The 21,600-nt window shown below is 41.8% G+C and carries 25 protein-coding genes; 1 reads left to right on the top strand and 24 read right to left on the bottom strand.

Annotation, left to right across the window (positions count from 1 at the left end; genetic code table 11):
• Positions 1–24 precede the first annotated feature (24 nt).
• The 19 genes from ACLGGR_RS07110 to prfA form a co-directional block, all read right to left on the bottom strand.
• Positions 25–891, bottom strand: coding sequence for a F0F1 ATP synthase subunit gamma (locus tag ACLGGR_RS07110; RefSeq protein WP_024423727.1), 867 nt, complete (start codon positions 889–891; stop codon positions 25–27).
• A gap of 88 nt (positions 892–979) precedes the next feature.
• A complete protein-coding gene (gene atpA, locus ACLGGR_RS07105; RefSeq protein ID WP_034660286.1) occupies positions 980–2,488 on the bottom strand; it encodes a F0F1 ATP synthase subunit alpha in 1,509 nt (502 codons plus the stop codon).
• A 16-nt stretch (positions 2,489–2,504) separates the two neighbouring features.
• On the bottom strand, positions 2,505–3,050 hold the full coding sequence (locus tag ACLGGR_RS07100; RefSeq protein WP_024423729.1) for a F0F1 ATP synthase subunit delta: 546 nt from the start codon (positions 3,048–3,050) through the stop codon (positions 2,505–2,507).
• The gene (gene atpF / locus ACLGGR_RS07095) at positions 3,047–3,568 is read right to left on the bottom strand and encodes a F0F1 ATP synthase subunit B (RefSeq protein WP_034281220.1); all 522 of its coding nucleotides are present in this window, start codon (positions 3,566–3,568) and stop codon (positions 3,047–3,049) included. Before atpF ends, ACLGGR_RS07100 begins: the two co-directional genes overlap by 4 nt.
• Before the next feature lie 120 nt (positions 3,569–3,688).
• Positions 3,689–3,901: a F0F1 ATP synthase subunit C gene (atpE, locus tag ACLGGR_RS07090; RefSeq protein ID WP_003214968.1), complete on the bottom strand. Its 213-nt coding sequence runs from the start codon at positions 3,899–3,901 to the stop codon at positions 3,689–3,691.
• 48 nt (positions 3,902–3,949) lie between these two features.
• Positions 3,950–4,684 (bottom strand): F0F1 ATP synthase subunit A, encoded by a 735-nt coding sequence (atpB, locus tag ACLGGR_RS07085; RefSeq protein WP_142945402.1) that lies wholly within the window; start codon positions 4,682–4,684, stop codon positions 3,950–3,952.
• Between the two features lie 7 nt (positions 4,685–4,691).
• Positions 4,692–5,075, bottom strand: coding sequence for an ATP synthase subunit I (locus ACLGGR_RS07080; RefSeq protein WP_003215321.1), 384 nt, complete (start codon positions 5,073–5,075; stop codon positions 4,692–4,694).
• Between the two features lie 497 nt (positions 5,076–5,572).
• Entirely contained in the window at positions 5,573–6,202 is a 630-nt protein-coding gene (gene upp, locus ACLGGR_RS07075) for a uracil phosphoribosyltransferase (RefSeq protein WP_003214553.1), read from the bottom strand.
• Between the two features lie 147 nt (positions 6,203–6,349).
• Positions 6,350–7,597 carry a serine hydroxymethyltransferase gene (glyA, locus tag ACLGGR_RS07070; protein WP_034281450.1) on the bottom strand — a complete coding sequence of 416 codons (1,248 nt, stop codon included), beginning with the start codon at positions 7,595–7,597 and terminating at the stop codon, positions 6,350–6,352.
• Between the two features lie 177 nt (positions 7,598–7,774).
• The gene (locus ACLGGR_RS07065; protein WP_410972783.1) at positions 7,775–8,314 is read right to left on the bottom strand and encodes a TIGR01440 family protein; all 540 of its coding nucleotides are present in this window, start codon (positions 8,312–8,314) and stop codon (positions 7,775–7,777) included.
• Between the two features lie 12 nt (positions 8,315–8,326).
• The gene (gene rpiB / locus ACLGGR_RS07060) at positions 8,327–8,776 is read right to left on the bottom strand and encodes a ribose 5-phosphate isomerase B (protein ID WP_003214714.1); all 450 of its coding nucleotides are present in this window, start codon (positions 8,774–8,776) and stop codon (positions 8,327–8,329) included.
• 133 nt (positions 8,777–8,909) lie between these two features.
• Positions 8,910–9,368, bottom strand: coding sequence for a low molecular weight protein arginine phosphatase (locus ACLGGR_RS07055; protein WP_267586823.1), 459 nt, complete (start codon positions 9,366–9,368; stop codon positions 8,910–8,912).
• 63 nt (positions 9,369–9,431) lie between these two features.
• The gene (locus ACLGGR_RS07050) at positions 9,432–9,986 is read right to left on the bottom strand and encodes a manganese efflux pump MntP (RefSeq protein ID WP_410972782.1); all 555 of its coding nucleotides are present in this window, start codon (positions 9,984–9,986) and stop codon (positions 9,432–9,434) included.
• A 60-nt stretch (positions 9,987–10,046) separates the two neighbouring features.
• Positions 10,047–11,099, bottom strand: coding sequence for an L-threonylcarbamoyladenylate synthase (locus ACLGGR_RS07045; protein ID WP_323648670.1), 1,053 nt, complete (start codon positions 11,097–11,099; stop codon positions 10,047–10,049).
• Between the two features lie 161 nt (positions 11,100–11,260).
• Positions 11,261–11,704 (bottom strand): GNAT family N-acetyltransferase, encoded by a 444-nt coding sequence (locus ACLGGR_RS07040; protein ID WP_251216067.1) that lies wholly within the window; start codon positions 11,702–11,704, stop codon positions 11,261–11,263.
• A gap of 63 nt (positions 11,705–11,767) precedes the next feature.
• A complete protein-coding gene (gene spoIIR / locus ACLGGR_RS07035) occupies positions 11,768–12,424 on the bottom strand; it encodes a stage II sporulation protein R (RefSeq protein ID WP_323648668.1) in 657 nt (218 codons plus the stop codon).
• A gap of 119 nt (positions 12,425–12,543) precedes the next feature.
• The gene (locus tag ACLGGR_RS07030) at positions 12,544–13,023 is read right to left on the bottom strand and encodes a hypothetical protein (RefSeq protein WP_048238026.1); all 480 of its coding nucleotides are present in this window, start codon (positions 13,021–13,023) and stop codon (positions 12,544–12,546) included.
• A 142-nt stretch (positions 13,024–13,165) separates the two neighbouring features.
• Entirely contained in the window at positions 13,166–14,050 is an 885-nt protein-coding gene (gene prmC, locus ACLGGR_RS07025; RefSeq protein ID WP_410972781.1) for a peptide chain release factor N(5)-glutamine methyltransferase, read from the bottom strand.
• Entirely contained in the window at positions 14,040–15,107 is a 1,068-nt protein-coding gene (gene prfA, locus ACLGGR_RS07020) for a peptide chain release factor 1 (RefSeq protein WP_048237652.1), read from the bottom strand. Before prfA ends, prmC begins: the two co-directional genes overlap by 11 nt.
• A gap of 210 nt (positions 15,108–15,317) precedes the next feature.
• On the opposite strand from prfA, the gene racA reads away from it, so the two are divergent.
• A complete protein-coding gene (racA, locus tag ACLGGR_RS07015; protein WP_410972780.1) occupies positions 15,318–15,866 on the top strand; it encodes a chromosome-anchoring protein RacA in 549 nt (182 codons plus the stop codon).
• A 232-nt stretch (positions 15,867–16,098) separates the two neighbouring features.
• On the opposite strand, the gene ACLGGR_RS07010 is transcribed toward racA, so the two are convergent.
• The 5 genes from ACLGGR_RS07010 to rho form a co-directional block, all read right to left on the bottom strand.
• Positions 16,099–17,055, bottom strand: a complete 957-nt coding sequence (locus tag ACLGGR_RS07010; RefSeq protein WP_142945413.1) for an AEC family transporter — start codon at positions 17,053–17,055, stop codon at positions 16,099–16,101.
• 91 nt (positions 17,056–17,146) lie between these two features.
• Entirely contained in the window at positions 17,147–18,847 is a 1,701-nt protein-coding gene (gene malS, locus ACLGGR_RS07005; RefSeq protein ID WP_144471919.1) for an oxaloacetate-decarboxylating malate dehydrogenase, read from the bottom strand.
• 279 nt (positions 18,848–19,126) lie between these two features.
• Positions 19,127–19,729 carry a thymidine kinase gene (locus ACLGGR_RS07000; protein ID WP_048237655.1) on the bottom strand — a complete coding sequence of 201 codons (603 nt, stop codon included), beginning with the start codon at positions 19,727–19,729 and terminating at the stop codon, positions 19,127–19,129.
• 87 nt (positions 19,730–19,816) lie between these two features.
• Positions 19,817–20,017 carry a 50S ribosomal protein L31 gene (gene rpmE, locus ACLGGR_RS06995; RefSeq protein ID WP_003215407.1) on the bottom strand — a complete coding sequence of 67 codons (201 nt, stop codon included), beginning with the start codon at positions 20,015–20,017 and terminating at the stop codon, positions 19,817–19,819.
• Between the two features lie 131 nt (positions 20,018–20,148).
• On the bottom strand, positions 20,149–21,432 hold the full coding sequence (rho, locus tag ACLGGR_RS06990) for a transcription termination factor Rho (RefSeq protein WP_008354975.1): 1,284 nt from the start codon (positions 21,430–21,432) through the stop codon (positions 20,149–20,151).
• Positions 21,433–21,600 lie beyond the last annotated feature (168 nt).

The raw sequence follows: 21,600 nt of genomic DNA, 5'->3' as shown, positions 1-21,600 counted from the left end.
TGCATTCCCTCCTGACAATTATTTCTATTCTAAGGCAGCTGCTCCGCCGACAATTTCTGTAATCTCTTGTGTAATCGCTGCTTGACGAGCACGGTTGTAAGAGAGTGTCAGGCTGTCGATCAATTCTTTTGCGTTGTCTGTTGCACTCTTCATTGCTGTCATTCTTGCAGCATGTTCACTTGCTTTGCTGTCAAGAAGCGCACCGAAAATCAAACTCTCTGCATATTGAGGAAGGAGAACTTCAAGAATCTCTTCTTCAGAAGGCTCAAACTCATAAGATGCGGAACGTTTATTTGGTGTCGCTGCGGCCGAAAGGTCCGTTAGCGGCAATAATTTCTTCTCTGTTACTTCTTGTGAAATCGCACTGACAAAGTGATTGTAGAACATGTAAAGCTCATCAAACGCTTCATCAGAGAACATTTGAACGGTACTGCTTGCTAATTCTTTAATATCAGCAAACGCTACTTCGTCTCCAAGCCCTGTTACTTCAGAAATAACTGGAATACCACGCTTTTTGAAGAAGTCGCGTCCGATTTTACCAATGACAATCACCGCATATTCATCAGCGGATTGATGACGAGATTGAATGGTTTGGTAAGCGGCACGCAAAATCGAGCTGTTAAAAGGTCCTGCAAGCCCTCGATCAGATGTGATGACGAGATACCCTGTTTTCTTGACGGGTCTTGAAAGAAGCATTGGGTGCTTAGCACTTGTTCCAGTTGCGATTGCAGCAACCACTTCCTGGATTTTCTCCATGTAAGGAACAAAAGACTTCGCATTGTTTTCAGCACGATTCAGTTTCGCAGCTGATACCATTTGCATCGCTTTTGTGATCTGACTCGATTTTTTCGTTGACGTGATCCTTGACTTTATATCGCGTAATGAGGCCAAAGATTTCACCACCTTTTTTCAGGAATCCGTGTTCATTTACGTGAAAAGAGAGAAAAAGAGAATCTTTTTCTCTCGGAAAGATTACTAATTAGTTGCTTGGTGCAAACGTACGTTTAAAGCCTTCGATTGCTGTATTCCACTCTTCATCAGCAGGCATGTTTCCTGTTTGAGAGATTGTGTCAAACAAGTCTTTATGGTTTTCTTCAATGTACATGAATAACTCAGCTTCGAAGCGTTTGACATCAGCAATCGCGACATCGTCTAAGTATCCTCTTGTTAGTGCGTAAAGAATCGCTACTTGTTTTTCAACTTTAAGCGGTTTGTTCAAGTCTTGTTTTAAGACTTCAACTGTTCTTGCACCACGGTTTAATTTCGCTTGAGTCGCTTGGTCTAGATCAGATCCAAACTGAGCGAATGCTTCAAGCTCACGATAAGAAGCAAGATCCAAACGAAGTGTACCTGCTACCTTTTTCATCGCTTTGATTTGTGCAGAACCACCTACACGGGATACAGACAATCCTGCGTTTACCGCTGGACGTACGCCTGAGAAGAAGAGGTCAGATTGTAAGAAAATCTGTCCATCTGTGATGGAAATAACGTTTGTTGGGATATATGCAGAGATATCACCAGCTTGCGTTTCTACGAAAGGCAATGCTGTAATAGAACCGCCACCCTTTTCGTCACTAAGCTTCGCTGCACGTTCTAATAAACGAGAGTGAAGATAGAAAACATCACCAGGGAATGCCTCACGACCTGGAGGACGACGAAGCAATAACGAAAGCTCACGGTAAGCTGCCGCTTGTTTAGAAAGGTCATCATAGACAACAAGTACGTGCTTGCCGTTATACATGAATTCCTCACCCATCGTTACACCTGCATAAGGAGCAAGGTAAAGAAGTGGAGCTGGCTGTGATGCAGAAGCTGTGACAACGATTGTGTAGTCAAGCGCACCATGCTTACGAAGTGTTTCAACAACACCACGAACCGTAGATTCTTTTTGTCCGATGGCTACATAAATACAGATCATATCTTGATCTTTTTGGTTAAGGATCGTATCGATTGCAACAGATGTTTTACCTGTTTGACGGTCCCCAATGATCAATTCACGCTGTCCGCGTCCGATTGGAATCAAGGCATCAATTGCTTTAATTCCCGTTTGAAGCGGCTCATGTACAGATTTACGATCCATAACACCAGGTGCTTCACTTTCGATTGGACGTGTTTTGCTTGTTAAAATTGGACCTAGTCCATCAACAGGCTGACCAAGCGGGTTCACAATACGTCCGATTAACTCTTCACCTACTGGAACCTCCATGATACGACCTGTACGTTTTACATCGTCACCTTCGCGGATATCTTTGTAAGGTCCTAAGATTACGATACCTACGTTAGACTCCTCAAGGTTTTGAGCCATACCCATTACACCGTTAGAGAACTCAACCAGCTCTCCTGCCATAATGTTGTCAAGGCCATGTACACGCGCGATACCGTCCCCTACTTGAATGACTGTACCGACATCTTTTACTTCAATTTCAGATTGATAGTTTTGGATTTGCTGCTTTATCAGCGCGCTAATCTCTTCAGCTTTGATACTCACTAAGGTTTCACCCCTTCTAACGATTTTCGCCTGCAAGCTGACGTTCAATGCGGGAAAGCTTTCCGCTGACACTGCCGTCATAAATGCGGTTTCCGATACGGATTTTCACTCCGCCTATTAGATCCTTGTCAATCACATTTTCAACACGCAGTGATGTGACTCCGGCTTTTTTGGCAAATACTTCAGATAAAGATTGAATTTCAGCGCCGCTCAGCGGTTTCACTGAATACACGATCGCATCGTCTATTTGTTTCGTGCGGTTTGCAAGTTTCACAAACTCAGACGTCATTTCAGAGAAAATATTCGTGCGTCCGCGGTCAATCAGTAAATACATTGTGTGCAATACATAAGTAGAAACACCTTTGAAAGCTTCTGCAATCAAATGTTTCTTTTTGTCTGCCGTAATCTTTGGATGAACAAGGAAGTCATTTAGCTCTTGATCAGCCTTTAGAACTTTTTTGATCTCATTCAGCTCTTTTTCAGTTTCGTCTACTGCCGAAGAAGCAAGAACGATGTCAAAAAGAGCAGAAGCGTAACGCTTAGAGACAATAGTTACGCTCATCGGCTTTCGCCTGCCTCTTTAAGGTACTCTTGAATCAATTTCTCTTGTGCCTGCTCATCAAGTTCTTTTTCAATCACTTTAGATGCAATCAACACAGATAGTGATGCAACCTGCTCACGCAGTGCAGCCACAGCTTGTTCTTTTTCTTTCACGATTTCAGTTCTAGCAGACTCTTTCAAGCGCTCTGATTCTTGTCGTGCTGCTTGAATGATCTCTTCTTTTTGTTTCTCACCAATCTTTTTCGCATTTTCGATGAGTGTATGTGATTCTTCGCGTGCTTCTTTCAATAAGACACGTTGTTCTTCAAGAAGCTTTTCAGCTTGAACGTGCTTTTCTTCAGCACTTGAAATTTCATTTCCTATATAATCTTCACGCTGTTTCATAATCCCTAATAAAGGCTTAAGCGCAAATTTCTTTAAAAGTGCAAGCAAGATGAGCATAGCGATAAGCTGGAATAACATATCACCGGCGTTGAAGCTTAAGCCCCCTGCTCCTAAAACCACTGGTAACTGAGACATTTAGTACGGCAACTCCCTTCTTTAAATAATATGTTAAGAAACAAAACATAAAGGAATGGCGAAGTTTCGAACTAATCTGATCTTCGCCATTAAAATTCATATTAGAACGCTTCTCACATATTAACCAAAGAATGCCAAGAATGCGATAACGACAGCGATAATTGGAAGTGCCTCAACTAAAGCGACCCCGATGAACATAAGTGTTCTTAGTTCTCTACCAGCTTCTGGCTGACGAGCGATTCCTTCAACTGTTTTAGATACGATTAGACCGTTACCAATACCTGCTCCTAGTGCTCCTAAACCGATTGCAATTGCTGCTGCTATTAAATTCATTAAAAAGCTCCTCCTTTAAAATAACGTCCTTTTTGGACTCTCAATTTTTTAGTGTTCGTCGCTGACTTTATGGGAAATGTACACCATTGTCAGCATGGTGAAGATAAATGCCTGGATTGTTCCGACAAACAAACTGAATGCCTGCCATACAATCATCGGCACGATGGCACCTAATGTACCAACGATACCAAGCGCAATGTTTTGCGAGTAGAAATTGGTCGCAAGTCCTGCAAGTAACCCAAGAAGAATCTCTCCAGCGAAAATATTTCCGTAAAGACGCAAACCAAGTGTTAGCGTGTTTGCAAATTCTTCAATAAGTTTCAATGGTACTAAAAGCGGAATTGGTCTAAAGTAGTCTTTCGTATATTCCTTGACTCCTTTTGCCTTGACACCATAGTAGTGTGTGAGACCCATGACCAAAATTGCTAGTGTCATTGTGATTGCAGGATCAGCAGTTGGTGATTTCCACCATAAGTTGTGATCGACTGTAATCGAGAATGGCAGTCCAAGCATGTTTGAAACAAATATGTACATGAGTAATGTAACGCCAAGCGCTAGAAATGGGGCTCCTGTTTTCATGTCCATCGAACTACCTATGATATTTCGAACAAAATCAACAATCCATTCCATGAAGTTCTGCGCCTTTGTCGGACGAATAGCCAGAACACGAGTAGTCAGCACCGCTATGAGAAGAACGATGATACTAGCAATCGTAATCATGAGAACGTTGGATAAGTTGAACGTTAACCCTAAAAATTCTGTAGTTTTTGAACTGTGACCCAAAGAGTATTCACCTCTCTTCCATAGTAGAACGTTTAAGTTGAATGAAGGAATCTATCATAATGACAGGATATATTGTCATTAATCCTATAACAACACCTGCCAGATGAACTTCATTAGGGTAACGCCAAGCAATCGCTACTGCGAGAATCGCGTTGGCCCACCTGGCTGTACTTCCCATTGAACGAATGGATTTTCCTTTTTTAACCGCTCGATCAAAAGCGTGCATTCTCCGTATAAGTAGGAATAAATTAAAGAAAGCAAAAATTGTGCCGATAATCAAACCAAGAAACAGTGGTTTAAAACCAGGCATGGCATAGCCAAACACAAAAATTGCCAATAGATAGAACATGTATTTACTCTGTCTGCGGAAAATCGCGTTTGGATCGTTCATTCATCTGACTCCCGATGAAAAGTATTGTAAAAAAGGTGATAAATGGTGATGAAAACTGCGTAGAAGACGCTGATGATAAGCCGTCCTGTTCGAAAAAAATCAATCACCCATCGGTCTAATTGCACAATCAGACTTGAAATCTTTAGATCTATGGGATGCTGCTTCATTCGTTGATACAAACCCTGATTATTAAAGGGTTCACAATGAGGATTAGTAGAGTGCTATAGGCTATGAAAACCTTACCATAATACCCTCGTTTAGCATACAATAGCGTCTATGATGTGTCAATCCGTTCAAAGTTAAAAAACTTTTCTATAGTGATAGAGCACACAAAATGTTCACAATTTCATCAAACTTTAGGAGAGATGTGACATTCATTGAAAAAAACAGCCAATGTTCAGTATACATTGATTTTTCTAAGAACGGTATCAACCGTTTGTCATATATTTCAAAAATCCCACATGCACGTTTGCATGTGGGATTTTATTAAGACTTTCTTATTTCGTTCCATACATACGGTCACCAGCATCACCAAGACCTGGGATGATGTAACCTTTTTCGTTTAGTTTCTCATCTAATGCTGCAATGTAGATATCAACATCTGGATGATGTTTTTGCATTTCCTCTACACCTTCAGGGGCAGCAATTAGACACATGAAGCGAATGTTTTTCGCACCGCGTTTTTTCAAGCTGTTTAACGCTTCGACTGCTGAGCCGCCAGTTGCAAGCATTGGATCTACTACGATAAATTCACGCTCTTCCACATCAGATGGAAGCTTCACATAATATTCAACAGGCTTTAATGTTTTCGGATCGCGGTATAAACCGACATGTCCCACTTTAGCAGCTGGAATGAGTTTCAAAATCCCGTCTACCATTCCAAGACCTGCTCTTAAAATTGGCACAACACCGAGTTTCTTACCTGAGATCACGTTTGATTTCGCTACTTGTACAGGTGTTTCTACATCTACCTCTTCAAGCGGTAAATCTCTTGTGATTTCAAATGCCATTAATGTTGCGACTTCATCCACTAGCTCTCTAAATTCTTTTGTTCCTGTATGAACGTCACGAATATATGTAAGTTTGTGCTGAATAAGCGGGTGATCAAATACATAAACCTTTGCCATTGCTTGCTACAACTCCTTTTCTGTCATCTTCCGGTGAACTTTGCACACTTCCTACAATTCTACATAAAAAGACATCATCTTTCAATATGATTCGCAAATCCTACAAAAAAAACCCATATGCCAAAAATAGGCAAATGGGTCTGTTTTTTAATAATCTAATTCGTTATATAGAGGGAAACGGGCCGTAAGATCAGATACACGCTTTTTCGCCTCTTCTAATTTCGCTTCATCTTCATGATGTTTTAGCGCAAGCGCAATAATGGAACCGACTTCTTTCATCGCTTCTTGATCGAAACCTCGGCTTGTTACTGCTGCTGTACCTACACGTACACCACTTGTGACAAATGGTTTCTCTGGATCATAAGGAATGGCATTTTTGTTCACTGTAATACCAATTTCATCAAGAACGTTTTCTGCAATTTTTCCTGTGATGCCAAGAGAACGTAAGTCGATAAGAACAAGATGGTTATCTGTTCCGCCAGATACAAGCTGAATATCTTCAGATAAAAGAGTTTCAGCTAGTTGTTTTGCATTATCAATGACGTTTTGTGCATATGTTTTGAAATCTCCGTTCAATACTTCACCGAAAGAAACAGCTTTAGCAGAGATGACATGCATCAGTGGTCCACCTTGAATACCAGGGAAGATTGATTTGTCGATCTTTTTACCAAACTCTTCACGGCATAGGATCATTCCGCCGCGAGGTCCGCGTAATGTTTTGTGAGTTGTCGTTGTCACAAAATCTGCGTAAGGAACTGGATTTGGATGAAGACCTGCTGCAACAAGACCAGCAATGTGAGCCATGTCGACCATAAAGTAAGCACCGACTTCATCAGCAATCTCACGGAACTTTTTGAAATCAATTTGTCGTGGGTATGCACTTGCACCCGCAACGATCAGTTTCGGCTTATGTTCACGTGCTTTTTCAAGTACATCTTGATAGTCGATATGCTGAGTTTCTTTATCTACACCATATTCTACAAAGTTGTACTGTACACCACTAAAGTTTACAGGGCTTCCGTGTGTTAAATGCCCGCCATGTGATAAGTTCATGCCCAGCACTGTATCGCCATGCTCAAGAATTGTAAAGTAAACGGCCATGTTCGCTTGAGCACCTGAGTGAGGCTGTACGTTCACATACTCAGCGCCAAAAATTTCTTTTGCGCGGTCACGTGCGATATCTTCTACAACGTCTACATGTTCACAGCCGCCATAGTAGCGTTTACCAGGATAGCCCTCAGCGTATTTGTTTGTTAATACAGAGCCCTGTGCTTCCATGACTGCTTCGCTTACGAAGTTTTCTGATGCAATTAATTCGATTTTGTCCTGCTGGCGTTTCCGCTCTAGTTGAATTGCTTTGAATACTTGTGCGTCTTGCTCAGGTAAATGTTTCATCAGCGAAATCCTCTCCAATCTATTTCCATTCGATGTTTTCACCATCTCATTGTACACGGTTTTTGAGTAAAATGTAAAAGTTTTTTTTGGAAAATCGACTTCTTTTTTATGAAAACCCGAATATTCAAGTGGTAAAGCGTCTTCATCATTCAACATTATATTAGAAATATATCTAAGCTATGATCTTGTATAAACGGCTCGTTCTCCGCCTATCAGCTTCGGACGTGTTTTCGCAAAAGTCACATGTGCATGTCCTAATTGATGACGACTGAGGCGGACAGGTACAGCGACTCTCTTTAAGTGCATCCCAATCAACGTATCGCCGATATCAATTCCAGCATGCGCCTCAATGGATTCGACTAATACAGGATGTTCCATTTGCTGATACGCATGAGCCGCCATCGAACCACCCGCCTTACGGACAGGTACTGCAGCTACAATCTCCAGGTTAAAACGGAAAGCCACTTCTTCTTCAACAACAAGGGCACGATTCAGATGCTCACAGCATTGAAAGGCTAGCTCAATGCCGGTCTCTCGTCTTAGCTGATCTAATTCTTGAAAGATGGACGCAGCAATTTGCTCACTTCCTGCAGTACCAATATGCTCACCAGCCACTTCTGACGTACTGCAGCCAATGACTAAGATTTGCCCGGCACGCAATTCAACTGTTTGATGAAACTCTTTTAACATTTCAAGCCAATCTTGACCAATGTTCATGTTAAGCGCTCCTTATAGGTGCTTTTCTTCGTAATCAGCAATTTTGCCAATCCGCACAGCATGGCGTCCTGCTGTAAACTCTGTCGTCAGCCAAATGTGCGCAATCTCACGTGCTAATCCCGGTCCAATCACTCGCTCTCCCATCGCAAGAACGTTCGTATCGTTATGTTCTCTCGTTGCTTTTGCACTAAATGTATCATGTGCTAATGCACAGCGAATTCCTTTTACTTTATTTGCCGAGATACTCATGCCGATGCCTGTCCCGCAAATTAAAATGCCGCGGTCGACTTCTCCGTTTGCCACCATATTGGCTACAGGGAAAGCATAATCTGGATAGTCTACAGAACCTGATCCACATTCACAACCCATATCAATGTATTCAATCTTCAATTCATCCATCAGTTGTTTGATTTCTTCACGAATATTCGTTCCGCCGTGATCGGATGCAATGGCTACTTTCATCGGGCAATTCCTCCTAAGGGTGAGTTGATCTGTTATGTCTTACTTTCATTCTTTATTTACAGTTATATTTTAACCTCTGCCTAGTCATTTGCAAACAAAAGCAGAAAAACCGTTGACGCAACGGTTTTACAGGTTATCTATTATGATGATCTTTTTTCAACTTCTCAGCAAGCTGATACAGCAAGGCTTCTAGTTCATCTCGAGTTTCCTGATAAACAGAAAGACTTCCTCCAAACGGATCGGATACATCGCCTTCTGTTCCTGTCGCAAATTCCTTTAAAGTGAAGACCTTGCCTTTTGCATGCGCATATTGCTCTGCAATCAACTGTTTATGCTGCATCGTCATCGTGAAGACGTAATGAGCTTCGCGCAGAAGATCCTCTGTCAATTTTGATGATGAGTGATTCAGTGGAATGCTTTTCTCAAATAATGCTTCGACCGCTTGAGGAGAAGCCTTCCCTTCATCGGAGGCAAAAATGCCCGCTGATTTCACAGTGACCTCTAAACCTTTTTCATCTGCAATTGAAGCAAAAAGGGCTTGAGCCATTGGACTTCTGCATGTATTTCCCGTACAAACAAATAAGATTTTCATTTTTCGCCCTCCTTTTCTTCTATTATATAGCATTTCATTCTACATGTTATGTAAGGAGACTGGCTAGAGCGGAAATAATAATTTGATACCAAAGGCTAGTAAAATGATTCCGCCAAGCGCGCCGCTATATGAACCAACCCATGACCGAACCTGTTTACCGAGTAATAATCCGAGCCATGTGAGGAGCATACTAAAAAAACCAAACAATAATATGGTCATCCACACCCGGGAACCGTAAATCCCGAGGCTTAAACCAACAGAGAAGCTGTCTAGGCTTACACTTGTAGCAAAAAGAACGAGACCAGCCCCAACAGGTGCGATAAAGGGCTCATCCTCTTTGCGGATAGAAGCAACGATCATTTGCAGTCCCAGCACCAAAAGCAGCGCCCCGCCGATATAGGTGGCAAGAAGACCGAGCCATCCAGATAAGAGCTGACCTGTCAGCATGCCAAAAAGCGGCATCAACATATGAAATATCCCAATGACAAGTCCAATATAAATGATCTGGTGGAACCTCAGCTGAATCATTCCCATACCAAGTCCAACCGAAAAAGCATCCATCCCAAGTGCAAAAGCCATGATGCTGAGTGTCAGCAATTCACCAGCTAGTTCGTTCATGTAAATCCCCCTTGGACACACATTCTCCTTTAACCTATGTTTGTCCAAGAAAGGTTAGAACTATTGGAACGAAGGGAGTGTACGCCCTCCTGCGGCTTTTTGCAGACGGTTCATAATGGCAGAACCGACTCCCTGCTCTGAAAAGGCTTCTGAAATAATCAAGTCTACATCTGTTTCATCAAATTGTCTCAGTACACGATAAAGGTTTGCAGCAACCGTTTCAGGTTTTTCTCTCCATCCACAACTGTACACAACATCTGCTGCAAACAGCGATTTCTTTTCTTCTGTTGTCAGCACTCCGACTTTTATACCTTCAGCTCTGTATTTCTGAATGTGACGCTGCATGTCTTCATCACTTCCATGAAAGATATACATCTGGGCTTCAGGTGCATAATGTGTGTATTTCATTCCCGGCGAAACAGGCGCCTCGTCCTTTTTTGTCAGCCCTGGGTCCACACTCACCGTTCCGACTACCTCTTCTAATGCTTCTTTTGTAATCCCGCCCGGTCTTAAAATCACCGGGGTCTCACCGACACAGGATACAACTGTTGACTCAACACCAATTCCAGTTGAACCGCCATCCACAATCCCAGCGATTCTCCCTTGGAGATCACTCGCTACATGGTCAGCTTGTGTTGGTGAAGGTTTCCCTGAACGGTTCGCACTTGGTGCAGCAATTGGCAGACCAGCTGCTCGGATGAGCTCAAGCGCAATGGGATGGTCAGGCATTCTCACACCTACTGTGGATAAACCTGCTGTGACCTGCTTTGATAAAGCGCCCGGCTTACACGGAAGAACGATGGTTAAGGCGCCCGGCCAAAAGGCATCCATCAATGCCTTCGCTTTTTCGCTTTCTATTTGTGCAAATTCGTGAAGCTGTTGCACCTCCGCAATGTGAACAATCAACGGATTATCACTCGGACGCCCTTTCGCTTCATAAATTTTCATAACGGCTTCTGTCTCTTTCGCATTTGCCCCGAGTCCGTAAACGGTCTCTGTCGGGAAAGCAACCACTTCATTTTGCTGCAGCAGATCGGCCGCCTGTTTAATTTGTGGATAGTATGTGGATAAATCCTTTTCTAAATCCACAGACCACCTTTTTGTATTTAACATCATACAAACTCCTTTTAAAAAAGATAAAACTGTTGATATATCTCAATTATCCTTTTGAAAGTATAAAAGATGATGATCAATAAAACAAGCGTTGTCCACAATTTGTGGATAACGCTTGTTTTATAGTGGATAAGTATGTGTATAAGTCCATCATTTTGTGATTAACTGCCTTTTTTTTGCAGGACCACAGCCTGTTCTTTCCCTAATGTCTCTTTTGCATGCGCGGAGCTCCATATGCTTTCTGGAATTTCCTCTAAAGGCGTGAAGCCCATTAGTGCCAAAAAATCATGGGAGGAGGAATGGTTTGCGACGACATAAAAAGTATCCACACCCATTTTTCCTCCGAGCGTTTGAACGCTTTGGAACAAAGAGACAATGTGTCCCTGACCGAGCTTATCTGATATGACAAGAGACCGCAGCAATCCCTCTTGTTCATTGAGCTGTTCAAGACCTAAGCAGCCTGCCAGCTGACCGTCCGCATCTTCCATCACAACAAATGTCGTACGATCCGTAAGCGTTACTCCGCCTTTCGCTTGTCCCTTTTCAAGAAAATCATTGATCGCCGGGATATCTTCTTCTGTGGCTATTCTTAATTGATAATACATGCTTTCACCTCTTTTTGATCTCTTACTTCAACTCTATGAGGCAAAAACCGATTTATACCTTTTTTAAGAGAAAAGACTAGAGATCCATTCGAACAAAAAGAACTTCACTTCACCTGTCTCTTCTTCCTCTCCTTTCACCACTTCATTGACAGACTCTTTCGTTTGCTGCGCTGTCACTTGTTTATCATCATCCCCTTCTGGTGAGGCGATGGCTTCTCCGTTTGAAAAATCGATAAAGCAGAGCGGCGGGAATAACACACACCACCAGTTGGCTCCATCCCCTTCTCCAAGCGTAATTAAAATGGCTTCATATTTCCCAGCAGGGTAAACGAAATTTCCATAGAGCTTTGTTGGAAATGAAGCTTTTTGAAAACTGACCGATACGGATTGATCAATGTGCTGTTCCTTCAATTTCGCTTTGGCGATACGATTGATTTCTGGCAGCTTTGATCGAATGACACGCCTTGCTTCTTCAATGGATGTGAGGTCTTTGACCCACTCTGTCATATTGGCATTGACCTCGTCACGAATACTTCTTTTCACATCCTGATCCGCTGAACGATCACTATTTGCTAAAATGCGTAATCGAATCGCTTCATCTGGTATGACAACAGGCTGATTTGCAGAAGCAGCCGCTGTCTCCTCCCTGCCAAGGTTTGCAAAAGCACCGCATAATAATAGAAACATATAAAGACAAATCATCATTTTACTTTTAAACATTGTGTGTTCCTCCCACTTTTTCTCTTCGCTACAAACATTGTGTCCAGGAAACTCATCTCATAAACAGTCAACATGATTTTTTTAATAGATTATGAGTCAAAACAAAAAAGCCGTTCTCATTAAGAACGGCTTTTGAGTGAGGATTGGTAGTCAGAAGGGTACAGTCTTCCATCCCAATCTCGGCTGATTTTTAAACCAGATTCAGTTTTGATGACAGTCATGGCCCCTTTTTTCTCTATTTCTTTTTTGACCTTTTCTTTTTGATCAATAAATTGAATCACCATTTCATAGTTAAATTCAATTCTGTCATCGCTTTCATCTGAAGGCGTAAACATAATTTTCTTCAGCTTAATTTGACAATCTTGATCCTTTGCCGCTTCTAATATGCTCGGGAACATGCTGTCTTGTGTATATTCTTGATATTCATGTTCGGTTAAATAAACCTTTAGCTTCTCTTTCATGTCAGATAGGTCATCCGTTCGATTCACTGTGTATTGTGCTTTTTTATAGCTTTCTCCAAATGCTGCTGCCTCTTTTTTAAAGCTCGGTTTACCACAAGCACTCACAATCAATAGTACACTGACGATGACCAACACCATCGCATACCTTTTGTTCACACCATTCGCTCCTTCAAAACAAATTTATGTAAAAAATCATGATCAGAATGTTCATTCTTCTATATTATACGTTTCTCTTTTACCATAAGTTTCATCTTTACATAATAAAATAGTCCGGCTTTATTCAGCCGGACTTTCCGTTTTGAATGTGCGCGCAAACAGCTCGATCTTTTCCATTAATATCTTTGACGATGCGAACATTTGCTTCAGGAAATGCCTGCACGAGAAGAGCCGTGACATCTTGACCTTGCGTATGTCCAATTTCAAAGACAACAACTGCCTGCTCACTCAGCACGCTGTGAAGATCACGAATAAGACGCTGATAAAACCACAAGCCATCACGTCCGTCAGTCAGCGCATTGACCGGCTCATGTTTCGTCACAACCTCAGACAGGCTGTCCATTTCTTCCGCCGCAATATAGGGTGGATTGGAAATAAACACATCCACTTTGATGCCTTGAGCTATAACCGGTTCAAGTAAATCTCCATGTAAAAAATGAACGTCTGCACCGAGCGCTTTTTGATTCCGTTTTGCTACCGCAAGTGCTTCATGCGAAATATCAGTCGCTGTGACAGATAGTGATTTTTTTTCAAGAGCCAGCGTAATCGCAATTGCTCCGCTTCCTGTGCCAACGTCAACTGCTTTGAGCGGCTGATCGGGCGGGAAGACATCACCCACCAAATTCAGCGCCGCCAAAACAACTTCTTCCGTTTCAGGACGAGGAATAAGAACATGCTTGTTCACCTCGAAAGGACGTCCGTAAAAAAATTCAACACCCGTTAAATGCTGAACAGGAACCCCCTCCTTATGCTGCGTAACAATCTTGCTGAACAGTTGTTCTTGCTCCTCAGGCAGCGAATCATGAAAACCTGCAAGAAGCTCACTTCTGCTCCAGCCCAGCACATGCATCAAAAGAAGCTCTGCTGCATTTTGGTCTCTACCGGCTTCCGTTAACAAAGAAGAAGCCCATTTAAGGGCTTCAAAAATTGTTCGCTCTTTATTTTGCATTTTGAAGCTTTCTTGCTTGGTCTTCCATAATTAATGCATCAATGACCTCGTCAAGTTTTCCTTCTAAAATTTGATCAAGCTTTTGAATCGTCAACCCGATGCGGTGATCTGTTACACGGTTTTGCGGGAAGTTGTACGTACGGATACGCTCTGAACGATCCCCTGTTCCAACCGCAGATTTACGCGTTTGATCATATTCAGCCTGTGCTTCACGCTGGAATTTATCATAAATTCTCGCACGCAGTACTTTCATGGCTTTTTCTTTATTTTTGATTTGCGACTTCTCATCCTGACAGGATACAACCACACCTGTTGGAAGGTGAGTTAATCGAACTGCAGACATGGTCGTATTGACACTTTGTCCGCCAGGTCCGCTAGATGTGAAAGTATCTACTCGGATGTCTTTTTCATGGATATCAATTTCAACTTCTTCAGCCTCAGGCAATACAGCAACTGTTGCTGTTGATGTATGAATTCGTCCGCCTGATTCCGTTTCCGGAACACGCTGCACGCGGTGTGCGCCGTTTTCAAACTTTAGTTTGGAGTATGCGCCTTTCCCGCTGATCATAAAGATAATCTCTTTATAACCGCCTGTGCCAGTGACACTCGCTTCCATCACTTCCGTTTTCCAGCCTTGCATTTCAGCATAACGGCTGTACATGCGGTAAAGGTTTCCGGCAAAAAGAGCAGCCTCTTCTCCACCCGCTGCACCACGAACCTCCACTATAACGTTTTTGTTGTCATTCGGATCTTTCGGGATGAGCAAGATTTTCAGCTCGTCTTCTAAACGTTCCGTTTCCTCTGTGAGCTCTGAAATTTCTTCTTTGACCATGTCGCGCATCTCGGCATCCAGCTTCTCTTCGAGCATTGCTTTCGCATCATTCAGCTGGTCGTATGCCGCACGATATTGTCTATATACCTCAACAGTTTCTTGAATATCGGATTGTTCTTTCGAATATTCACGAAGCTTCGTAGTGTCGTTCACCACTTCAGGGTCACTTAAATATTCATTTAGTTTTTCATAGCGTTCTTCAATTGATTTTAAACGGTCTAACATGGTCTTCACCTCTGTTTTGTGCGTAACAGTCTAATTATAGTATAGCGGGGTATGACAGTCAAAAAAATTTCCAAAACAATTGATTTCCTGCAATTTTTCACTAGAAAACACGATCTTTGGCGATTGGTTACTTGTTTTGTCTAACGTGAAGGAACAGGTCCTCCTTAAAGAGAATGGTACTTGTAATTGAAAAAAGGGAGGGCATTTGGTTTGAATACAAATGAGGTTGCAAAAGAAATTGGTGTTTCTTCAAAAACGATTCAGCGTTGGGTCAAACAGCTCAACATCCCTGTCGCCCGGAATGAACTTGGACATTATGAATTTCATGAAGATATCATGCAGCTGCTCAAGGAGGTCAAACACCAAATGAGTGAAGGGGTGATCCTCCAAGACATCCAACTGCCAATCCATAAGGAAACCGTTCGTCAATCAGCACCTGCTGCCGAAACTGATGTCTCCATACAGCGGATTGAAGCATTAGAAAAGCAATTGAAAGAGCTTATTCAGCAGCAATTACACATCACTGATGTAGAAGATCGCCTGCAAGAGCTTGAACGGAAACTAGCTAAAAAGGCAGATGAAGGTGTATCGTATCAGCTGCTCCAGCACCGCAGGGAAATTGAAGATTTATCCACTAAATTTGACCGACTCGCCGCAACCTTAAAACAACCGTCACAAGTAGAAGAAAAAAAGGAAATCTCACACCCTGACATCAAAAAAAAGCGTGTACTCTTCCCTCTGTTTCATTCATTTCGTTAAGAAAGGCTGCCTAATGAGGCAGCCTTAGATTATTGACAAAGTGCTAAAATGTTCTTTATTTTAGCACTTTGTCTTCTTTTCAGCGTGATAGAAAACCTTTGCAGTCTAGGAAGGACGAGTACCGGAGCGGAGCGAATTTGACATTCGTGAGCACCGGAGCGCAGACCTGACAACGAATGCGAGGGTTTGTCTACACGCTGAGGCTGCCTAATGAGGCAGCCTTTTTACTATATTATACGGTAAGTGCAATAATAATCGGTAATGTGATCAGTGACATGATGGCACTGATGACAAATGCGGATGCAGTTTCCGCCTCTTGTTTTTCAAATCGTGTTGCGATCATCGCTGCAACAGCTGAACCTGGGAAGGCTACAAGTAATACAGCTTTCGTAATTTCATCCGCTGAAAGACCCATAAGAACAGCAATAAAATACATAAGTATTGGTTGTACAGCTACTTTTAGCAATGCAATACTGAAGGCTGGCAAGCTTAATTTAATTTTGCGGATACCAACAGTAACACCGACTGCGAATAGCGCAACCCCTGATGTAACGCTGCCAATTTCCTCTAACATTTCATGTCCGAGTGCAGGAAGTTTAAACCCTAAAAGAACAAGAATGATACTGGCTAACGGTGCAAGTGCAAGCGGTTCTGATAAACCGTGCAAAATGGCTTTTGTCGTCATTTTTAGGAAGCTTTCGCCGTCTTTTGTTTTTCCTTTTGTTTTTTCACCGACAGTTGACACAATAATTGCAATTGGATCAAGCATTGCATTTACAACTATTCCGGTAATCGCAATCGGAATTGCAACTTCTTGAGCCCCAAATAAACTGCCCAAGACCGGAATCCCCATAAATGCAAAGGTCGGTTGTGCTGAGTTTAACGAGAAAACAGAAGAATCTGTTAAATCATATTTAAAAGCAAATTTCGTAACTAAAAGGATAATGATATAAAAACCTACGATTCCGATAATTAGTGCAACGAAAAATGGAATTTGACTATAGAATTTATCTTTTGGTGTTGACAGAATACTGGCGATAAAGTGCGCTGGTAAAGCATACTTTGTAACAAGTGTACTTACACCTTTTGCAGATTTAGCGTCATAGCTGCCGAAGTGTCCTGCGAACCAACCCAGCGCGATAACGAAAAAAATCGGTGCTAGGAGGATCAAAATATTTAAAAAGTCCATCTTACTATTCCTCCTTAAATCCTTTACATGTTTCTTTTTTTATAGCGGCATTGCTTTGATTACCCGAAACAATGCCGCGTTACACATTTTATTATGCTCTTACAATTTTTTTATATTCAGGAATCCACATTGCGTCTTTCACAGCTTGTTCGATGTTGTCAGGCGTTCTTCTTGCGACACCATCTTTGATTGCTGCTTTTGCTACTTCAACAGCCACATGAATGGACACTTCTTGCAATTTATCAATACTTGGAAGAAGACCAGCACCTGGTTTCTCATGGTCAACCATTTCAGCAATTGCATTGGCAGAAGCAACGAACATGCCTTTTGTGATGATTTTTGATTCTGTTACGATTGAACCAAGACCAAGTCCAGGGAAAACGAACGCATTGTTTGATTGTCCGATTTCATGTTCAATTCCGTTATACTCAACGTTTTCGAACGGGCTTCCTGTTGCAACAAGTGCACGGCCGTCAGTCCATTTGAATAAATCCTCTGGCACTGCTTCAGCAAGCGGTGTTGGGTTAGACATTGGCATGATCACTGGACGTTCTGTATGAGCTGCCATTTCTTTAATGATTTCTTCAGTGAATGCGCCGCCTTGACCTGATGTACCAATTAAGATTGTTGGCTTCGCTTGGCGTACAGTTTCAGCAAATGAGATTTGTCCTTTTTCATCGCGTGCCCAGCCTTCTACTTCATCAGAAGTACGAAGGTATGGTTTTTGGAAATCAAGTACTTCATCTTCAAATTGATCTGTTAGCAATCCTCTGTAGTCTAATGTCCAGAATGCATTGTTTGCTTCTTCTTCTGTTAGACCTTCAAGAACCATTGTGTCTCGCATTTGATCTGCGATTCCGATACCAGCTGATCCAGCTCCGAAGATAACAACACGGTGATCTTTCAATTGAGTACCAGTTTTCTTGACAGCTGCAAGAACACCCGCTAAAGTAATGGCACCAGTACCTTGAATATCATCATTGAACGTTAAGATGTTATCGTTGTATTTTTTCATGATGTTACGCGCATTCTTGTTTCCAAGGTCTTCCCAGTGAAGCAATGCTTTCGGGAAGAATTTAAGTGCTGCTTTCACGTAAGCATCAATGAATTCTTCGTATTTCTCACCTTGTACACGTTTGTGGTGGTTCCCGATGTATAATGGATCATTCAATAATTTTTCATTGTTTGTTCCAACATCTAATACAACTGGAATCACGCGGCTAGGATCAATACCTGCTGCAGCAGTGTAAACAGCTAATTTACCGATTGCGATGTTGATACCACCAACACCCCAGTCACCAATTCCAAGAATACTCTCAGAGTCAGTTGCAACGATGAGATCAATATCTCCAGCAGTTGCGTGCAAGTTTTCAAATGCTTTTTCGATGCCGTCAATGTCGTCGATTGAAAGATAGACACCATGAGGTCTTCTGTATTCATGGCTGTATTCTTGAATCGCTTCACCAACAGTTGGTGTGTACACAACCGGAAGCATTTCACGAAGCTTTTCTGTTAGAAGCTTGTAGAACAATACTTCGTTACGGTTTTGTAAATCACTTAAGTATACGTTTTGACGAAGACGATCCGGCTGTGCTAGAAATTGCTTGTACGCTCTTTCCGCTTGCTGTTCTAAAGTCAGAACCGTTGGAGGAAGTAAACCTTCTAGTCCAAGCTCTTGTCTTTCTTCTTCAGAGAAAGCAACGCCTTTGTTCAACGTTGGAATCGATAATACATCTTTACCTGTCAAAGTGGTTTCGAGGTACCCTTCTTTTGTTTTCTTCACGTTGTTCATCAAAAACTACCCTCTTTCTAAAATATAAATAAAGTGAACTATTAATCCAAAGAACGATTAAGGAGAAAAATCCTTAATCAAAAAAATTATGACAAGAAATCGAACTTTTCGTTTAAATGCTTTACACTACAGTTAGTCATTTTATGCCTGCTTATGACAAAACGCAAGCGTTGAAAATTAGATAATTTAATCGTAGTGTTATTTAATTTATTTAAGTACAAATGATGGGTGTTCAGCCAAAATCTCGAAAAACGAAACACAGCGGCATTTGCTATTTTTTTAATTGTCAAGTGTTGTACCAACATCAAGTTTTGGTACTTCATGGTGATGTCTGCATCGTGCTTCGTATGATTCCTGCGCACCTACTAAAATAATAGGATCATCATAGGATGCGGGTTTACCGTCGATCAAGCGTTGTGTTCTACTCGCTGGGGAGCCGCATACCGAACAAACTGCTTGAAGTTTTGTTACAAGCTCTGCACATGCCATTAAATGCGGAACAACACCAAATGGCTCTCCTCTGAAGTCTTGATCCAGGCCTGCAACAATGACTCGGTAGCCTTGGTCAGCCAATTGAGTGACAATGTCAATGATTGTCTCATCAAAAAATTGCACCTCATCAATGCCAATGACATCGGTTCTTTCTGATATGTGCGTTATTATGTCTTTTGGTGAGGCTACTGCAATCCCATCTAATGATGAACCGTTATGTGACACAACTGAGCTTGTACTATATCGGTTATCAATCGCTGGTTTGAATATTTTTACTTCTTGTTTGGCAAAGGTGGCCCTTTTGGCTCTCCGAATCAATTCTTCCGACTTTCCAGAAAACATACTGCCGCAGATGACTTCAAGCCAACCGCTTTGTTTCATCACATACATAAGGTCTTCTCCCCCGTTTTAAAGTTCCATCAATCCACGTAAAAAAACAGGCAAGAACGGATTCCTGCCTGTTTATTGTATCTATTATTACTTAAGACCGTATTTTTTGTTAAAGCGGTCAACACGTCCATCAGCAGAAGCGAATTTTTGACGGCCTGTATAGAAAGGATGGCACTCAGAGCAAATCTCGATGCGTACCTCTTCTTTTACTGATCCAGTTTCAAACTCATTTCCACAAGCGCATTTGACTGTAGCTTTTTTGTAGTTAGGATGAATTCCTGTTTTCATCTACTGTCATCTCCTTCCGCCCTGAATCCAATTCGGAAACAGAGTTAATATCTCAGAAATAAATTCTGAAACGCACATGATAAAATTATAACAGTGTGAGTCTATGATTGCAAATGTATTTTTTCATAAAGCTATCTTCTTGATGCAGACATATTGGCTTGTTTCCATTCTTGCGTTAAAATATCGAAAAATTCTTGGTTTGTCTTTGTTTTTCTCATTTTGCGCATGAACTTCTCAGCGAAGTCAGGTGTATCTGACATCGATTTTCTCATTGCCCATAGACGATCAAGATGCTCTTTTGGCACAAGCAATTCTTCTTTTCTCGTACCAGAACGGCGAATGTCGATCGCAGGGAAGATTCTTCTTTCGGCCAAAGAACGGTCCAAATGAAGCTCCATGTTCCCAGTTCCTTTAAATTCCTCATAAATCACGTCATCCATACGTGATCCTGTATCAACAAGTGCAGTGGCTAAAATCGTCAAGCTTCCACCTTCTTCAATGTTACGCGCAGCACCAAAGAAGCGTTTTGGACGATGGAAAGCCGCAGGATCAATACCGCCTGAAAGCGTTCGGCCGCTTGGCGGAATCACAAGGTTGTATGCACGGGCAAGCCTTGTGATGCTGTCCATTAAGATGATGACATCTTTTTTATGTTCAACAAGACGCATGGCACGCTCTAATACAAGCTCTGCTACTTTAATGTGGTTTTCCGGTACTTCGTCAAAGGTTGAACTAACAACATCCCCTGCAACAGAACGTTCGATATCTGTTACTTCTTCTGGTCGTTCGTCAATCAAAAGGACAATTAGCTCTGCCTCTGGATGATTTTCAGAAATACTGTTGGCAATTTCTTTAAGCAAAATGGTTTTCCCAGCCTTAGGCGGTGCAACGATTAAACCACGCTGTCCAAATCCAACTGGCGCCATCATGTCCATAATTCTAGTAGACAGGTGATTAGGCTGTGTTTCAAGAATCATTTGACGGTCAGGAAATAGCGGTGTGAGTGCAGGAAAGTGCACACGTTCCTTTGCTGATTCTGGGTCGTCCCCATTTACCGCTTCTACATGAAGGAGGCCATAGTAGCGTTCATTTTCTTTTGGAGGTCGTACCTTTCCAGACACTTTATCTCCATTTCGTAAATCAAAGCGTCTGATTTGTGAAGCTGAAATATAAATGTCTTCAGAACTTGGGGAGTAGTTAATCGGTCTTAAGAAACCAAATCCCTCAGACTGAATAATTTCAAGAACCCCTTCCATAAATAAGAGATCCTCTTGCTCAGCATTCGCCTTTAAGATGGCAAAAATTAATTCTTTTTTTGTTAGTTTGCTGTAATAAGAGATTTTGTATCGCTTTGCTAGCTCATACAGCTCTTTTAATTTCATATTTTCCAAAGATGAAATCGAAACATCTTTCAATATGGACACCACACTTTTCTAGTCAATGTATTTCTTTACAAATGCATGACCATTGTATTTGATTAGCTTTTAATTCCGTTGTTGTTGGAATGACCTCGCTCTCATGGTAACGCTCCCACTCGTTTTATCGTGAAAGATAGGAACAATGTGAAATAGAGCTTTGTCAAC

The sequence above is a fragment of the Bacillus sp. BD48 genome (assembly GCF_046566805.1).
Lineage (GTDB): Bacteria > Bacillota > Bacilli > Bacillales > Bacillaceae > Bacillus > Bacillus safensis.
This window is presented reverse-complemented; position numbering and strand designations above follow the sequence as displayed.

Coding starts and splice junctions, on each gene's coding strand:
- malS (WP_144471919.1), bottom strand. CDS start 18,847: ATGAACAACGTGAAGAAAACAAAAGAAGGGTACCTCGAAACCACTTTG.
- prmC (WP_410972781.1), bottom strand. CDS start 14,050: ATGCAAAATAAAGAGCGAACAATTTTTGAAGCCCTTAAATGGGCTTCT.
- atpF (WP_034281220.1), bottom strand. CDS start 3,568: ATGTCTCAGTTACCAGTGGTTTTAGGAGCAGGGGGCTTAAGCTTCAAC.
- ACLGGR_RS07080 (WP_003215321.1), bottom strand. CDS start 5,075: ATGAACGATCCAAACGCGATTTTCCGCAGACAGAGTAAATACATGTTC.
- ACLGGR_RS07100 (WP_024423729.1), bottom strand. CDS start 3,050: ATGAGCGTAACTATTGTCTCTAAGCGTTACGCTTCTGCTCTTTTTGAC.
- rpmE (WP_003215407.1), bottom strand. CDS start 20,017: ATGAAAACAGGAATTCATCCTAACTACAAAAAAGCTACAGTCAAATGC.
- atpE (WP_003214968.1), bottom strand. CDS start 3,901: ATGAATTTAATAGCAGCAGCAATTGCAATCGGTTTAGGAGCACTAGGA.
- upp (WP_003214553.1), bottom strand. CDS start 6,202: ATGGCAAAGGTTTATGTATTTGATCACCCGCTTATTCAGCACAAACTT.
- ACLGGR_RS07010 (WP_142945413.1), bottom strand. CDS start 17,055: ATGGACTTTTTAAATATTTTGATCCTCCTAGCACCGATTTTTTTCGTT.
- glyA (WP_034281450.1), bottom strand. CDS start 7,597: ATGAAACATTTACCTGAGCAAGACGCACAAGTATTCAAAGCAATTCAA.
- prfA (WP_048237652.1), bottom strand. CDS start 15,107: ATGTTAGACCGTTTAAAATCAATTGAAGAACGCTATGAAAAACTAAAT.
- ACLGGR_RS07030 (WP_048238026.1), bottom strand. CDS start 13,023: ATGGTGTTGGTCATCGTCAGTGTACTATTGATTGTGAGTGCTTGTGGT.
- rpiB (WP_003214714.1), bottom strand. CDS start 8,776: ATGAAAGTAGCCATTGCATCCGATCACGGCGGAACGAATATTCGTGAA.
- ACLGGR_RS07045 (WP_323648670.1), bottom strand. CDS start 11,099: ATGTTAAATACAAAAAGGTGGTCTGTGGATTTAGAAAAGGATTTATCC.
- ACLGGR_RS07065 (WP_410972783.1), bottom strand. CDS start 8,314: ATGAACATTGGTCAAGATTGGCTTGAAATGTTAAAAGAGTTTCATCAA.
- spoIIR (WP_323648668.1), bottom strand. CDS start 12,424: ATGTTTAAAAGTAAAATGATGATTTGTCTTTATATGTTTCTATTATTA.
- ACLGGR_RS07050 (WP_410972782.1), bottom strand. CDS start 9,986: ATGAACGAACTAGCTGGTGAATTGCTGACACTCAGCATCATGGCTTTT.
- ACLGGR_RS07055 (WP_267586823.1), bottom strand. CDS start 9,368: ATGAAAATCTTATTTGTTTGTACGGGAAATACATGCAGAAGTCCAATG.
- ACLGGR_RS07040 (WP_251216067.1), bottom strand. CDS start 11,704: ATGTATTATCAATTAAGAATAGCCACAGAAGAAGATATCCCGGCGATC.
- ACLGGR_RS07000 (WP_048237655.1), bottom strand. CDS start 19,729: ATGTATGTGATGAAACAAAGCGGTTGGCTTGAAGTCATCTGCGGCAGT.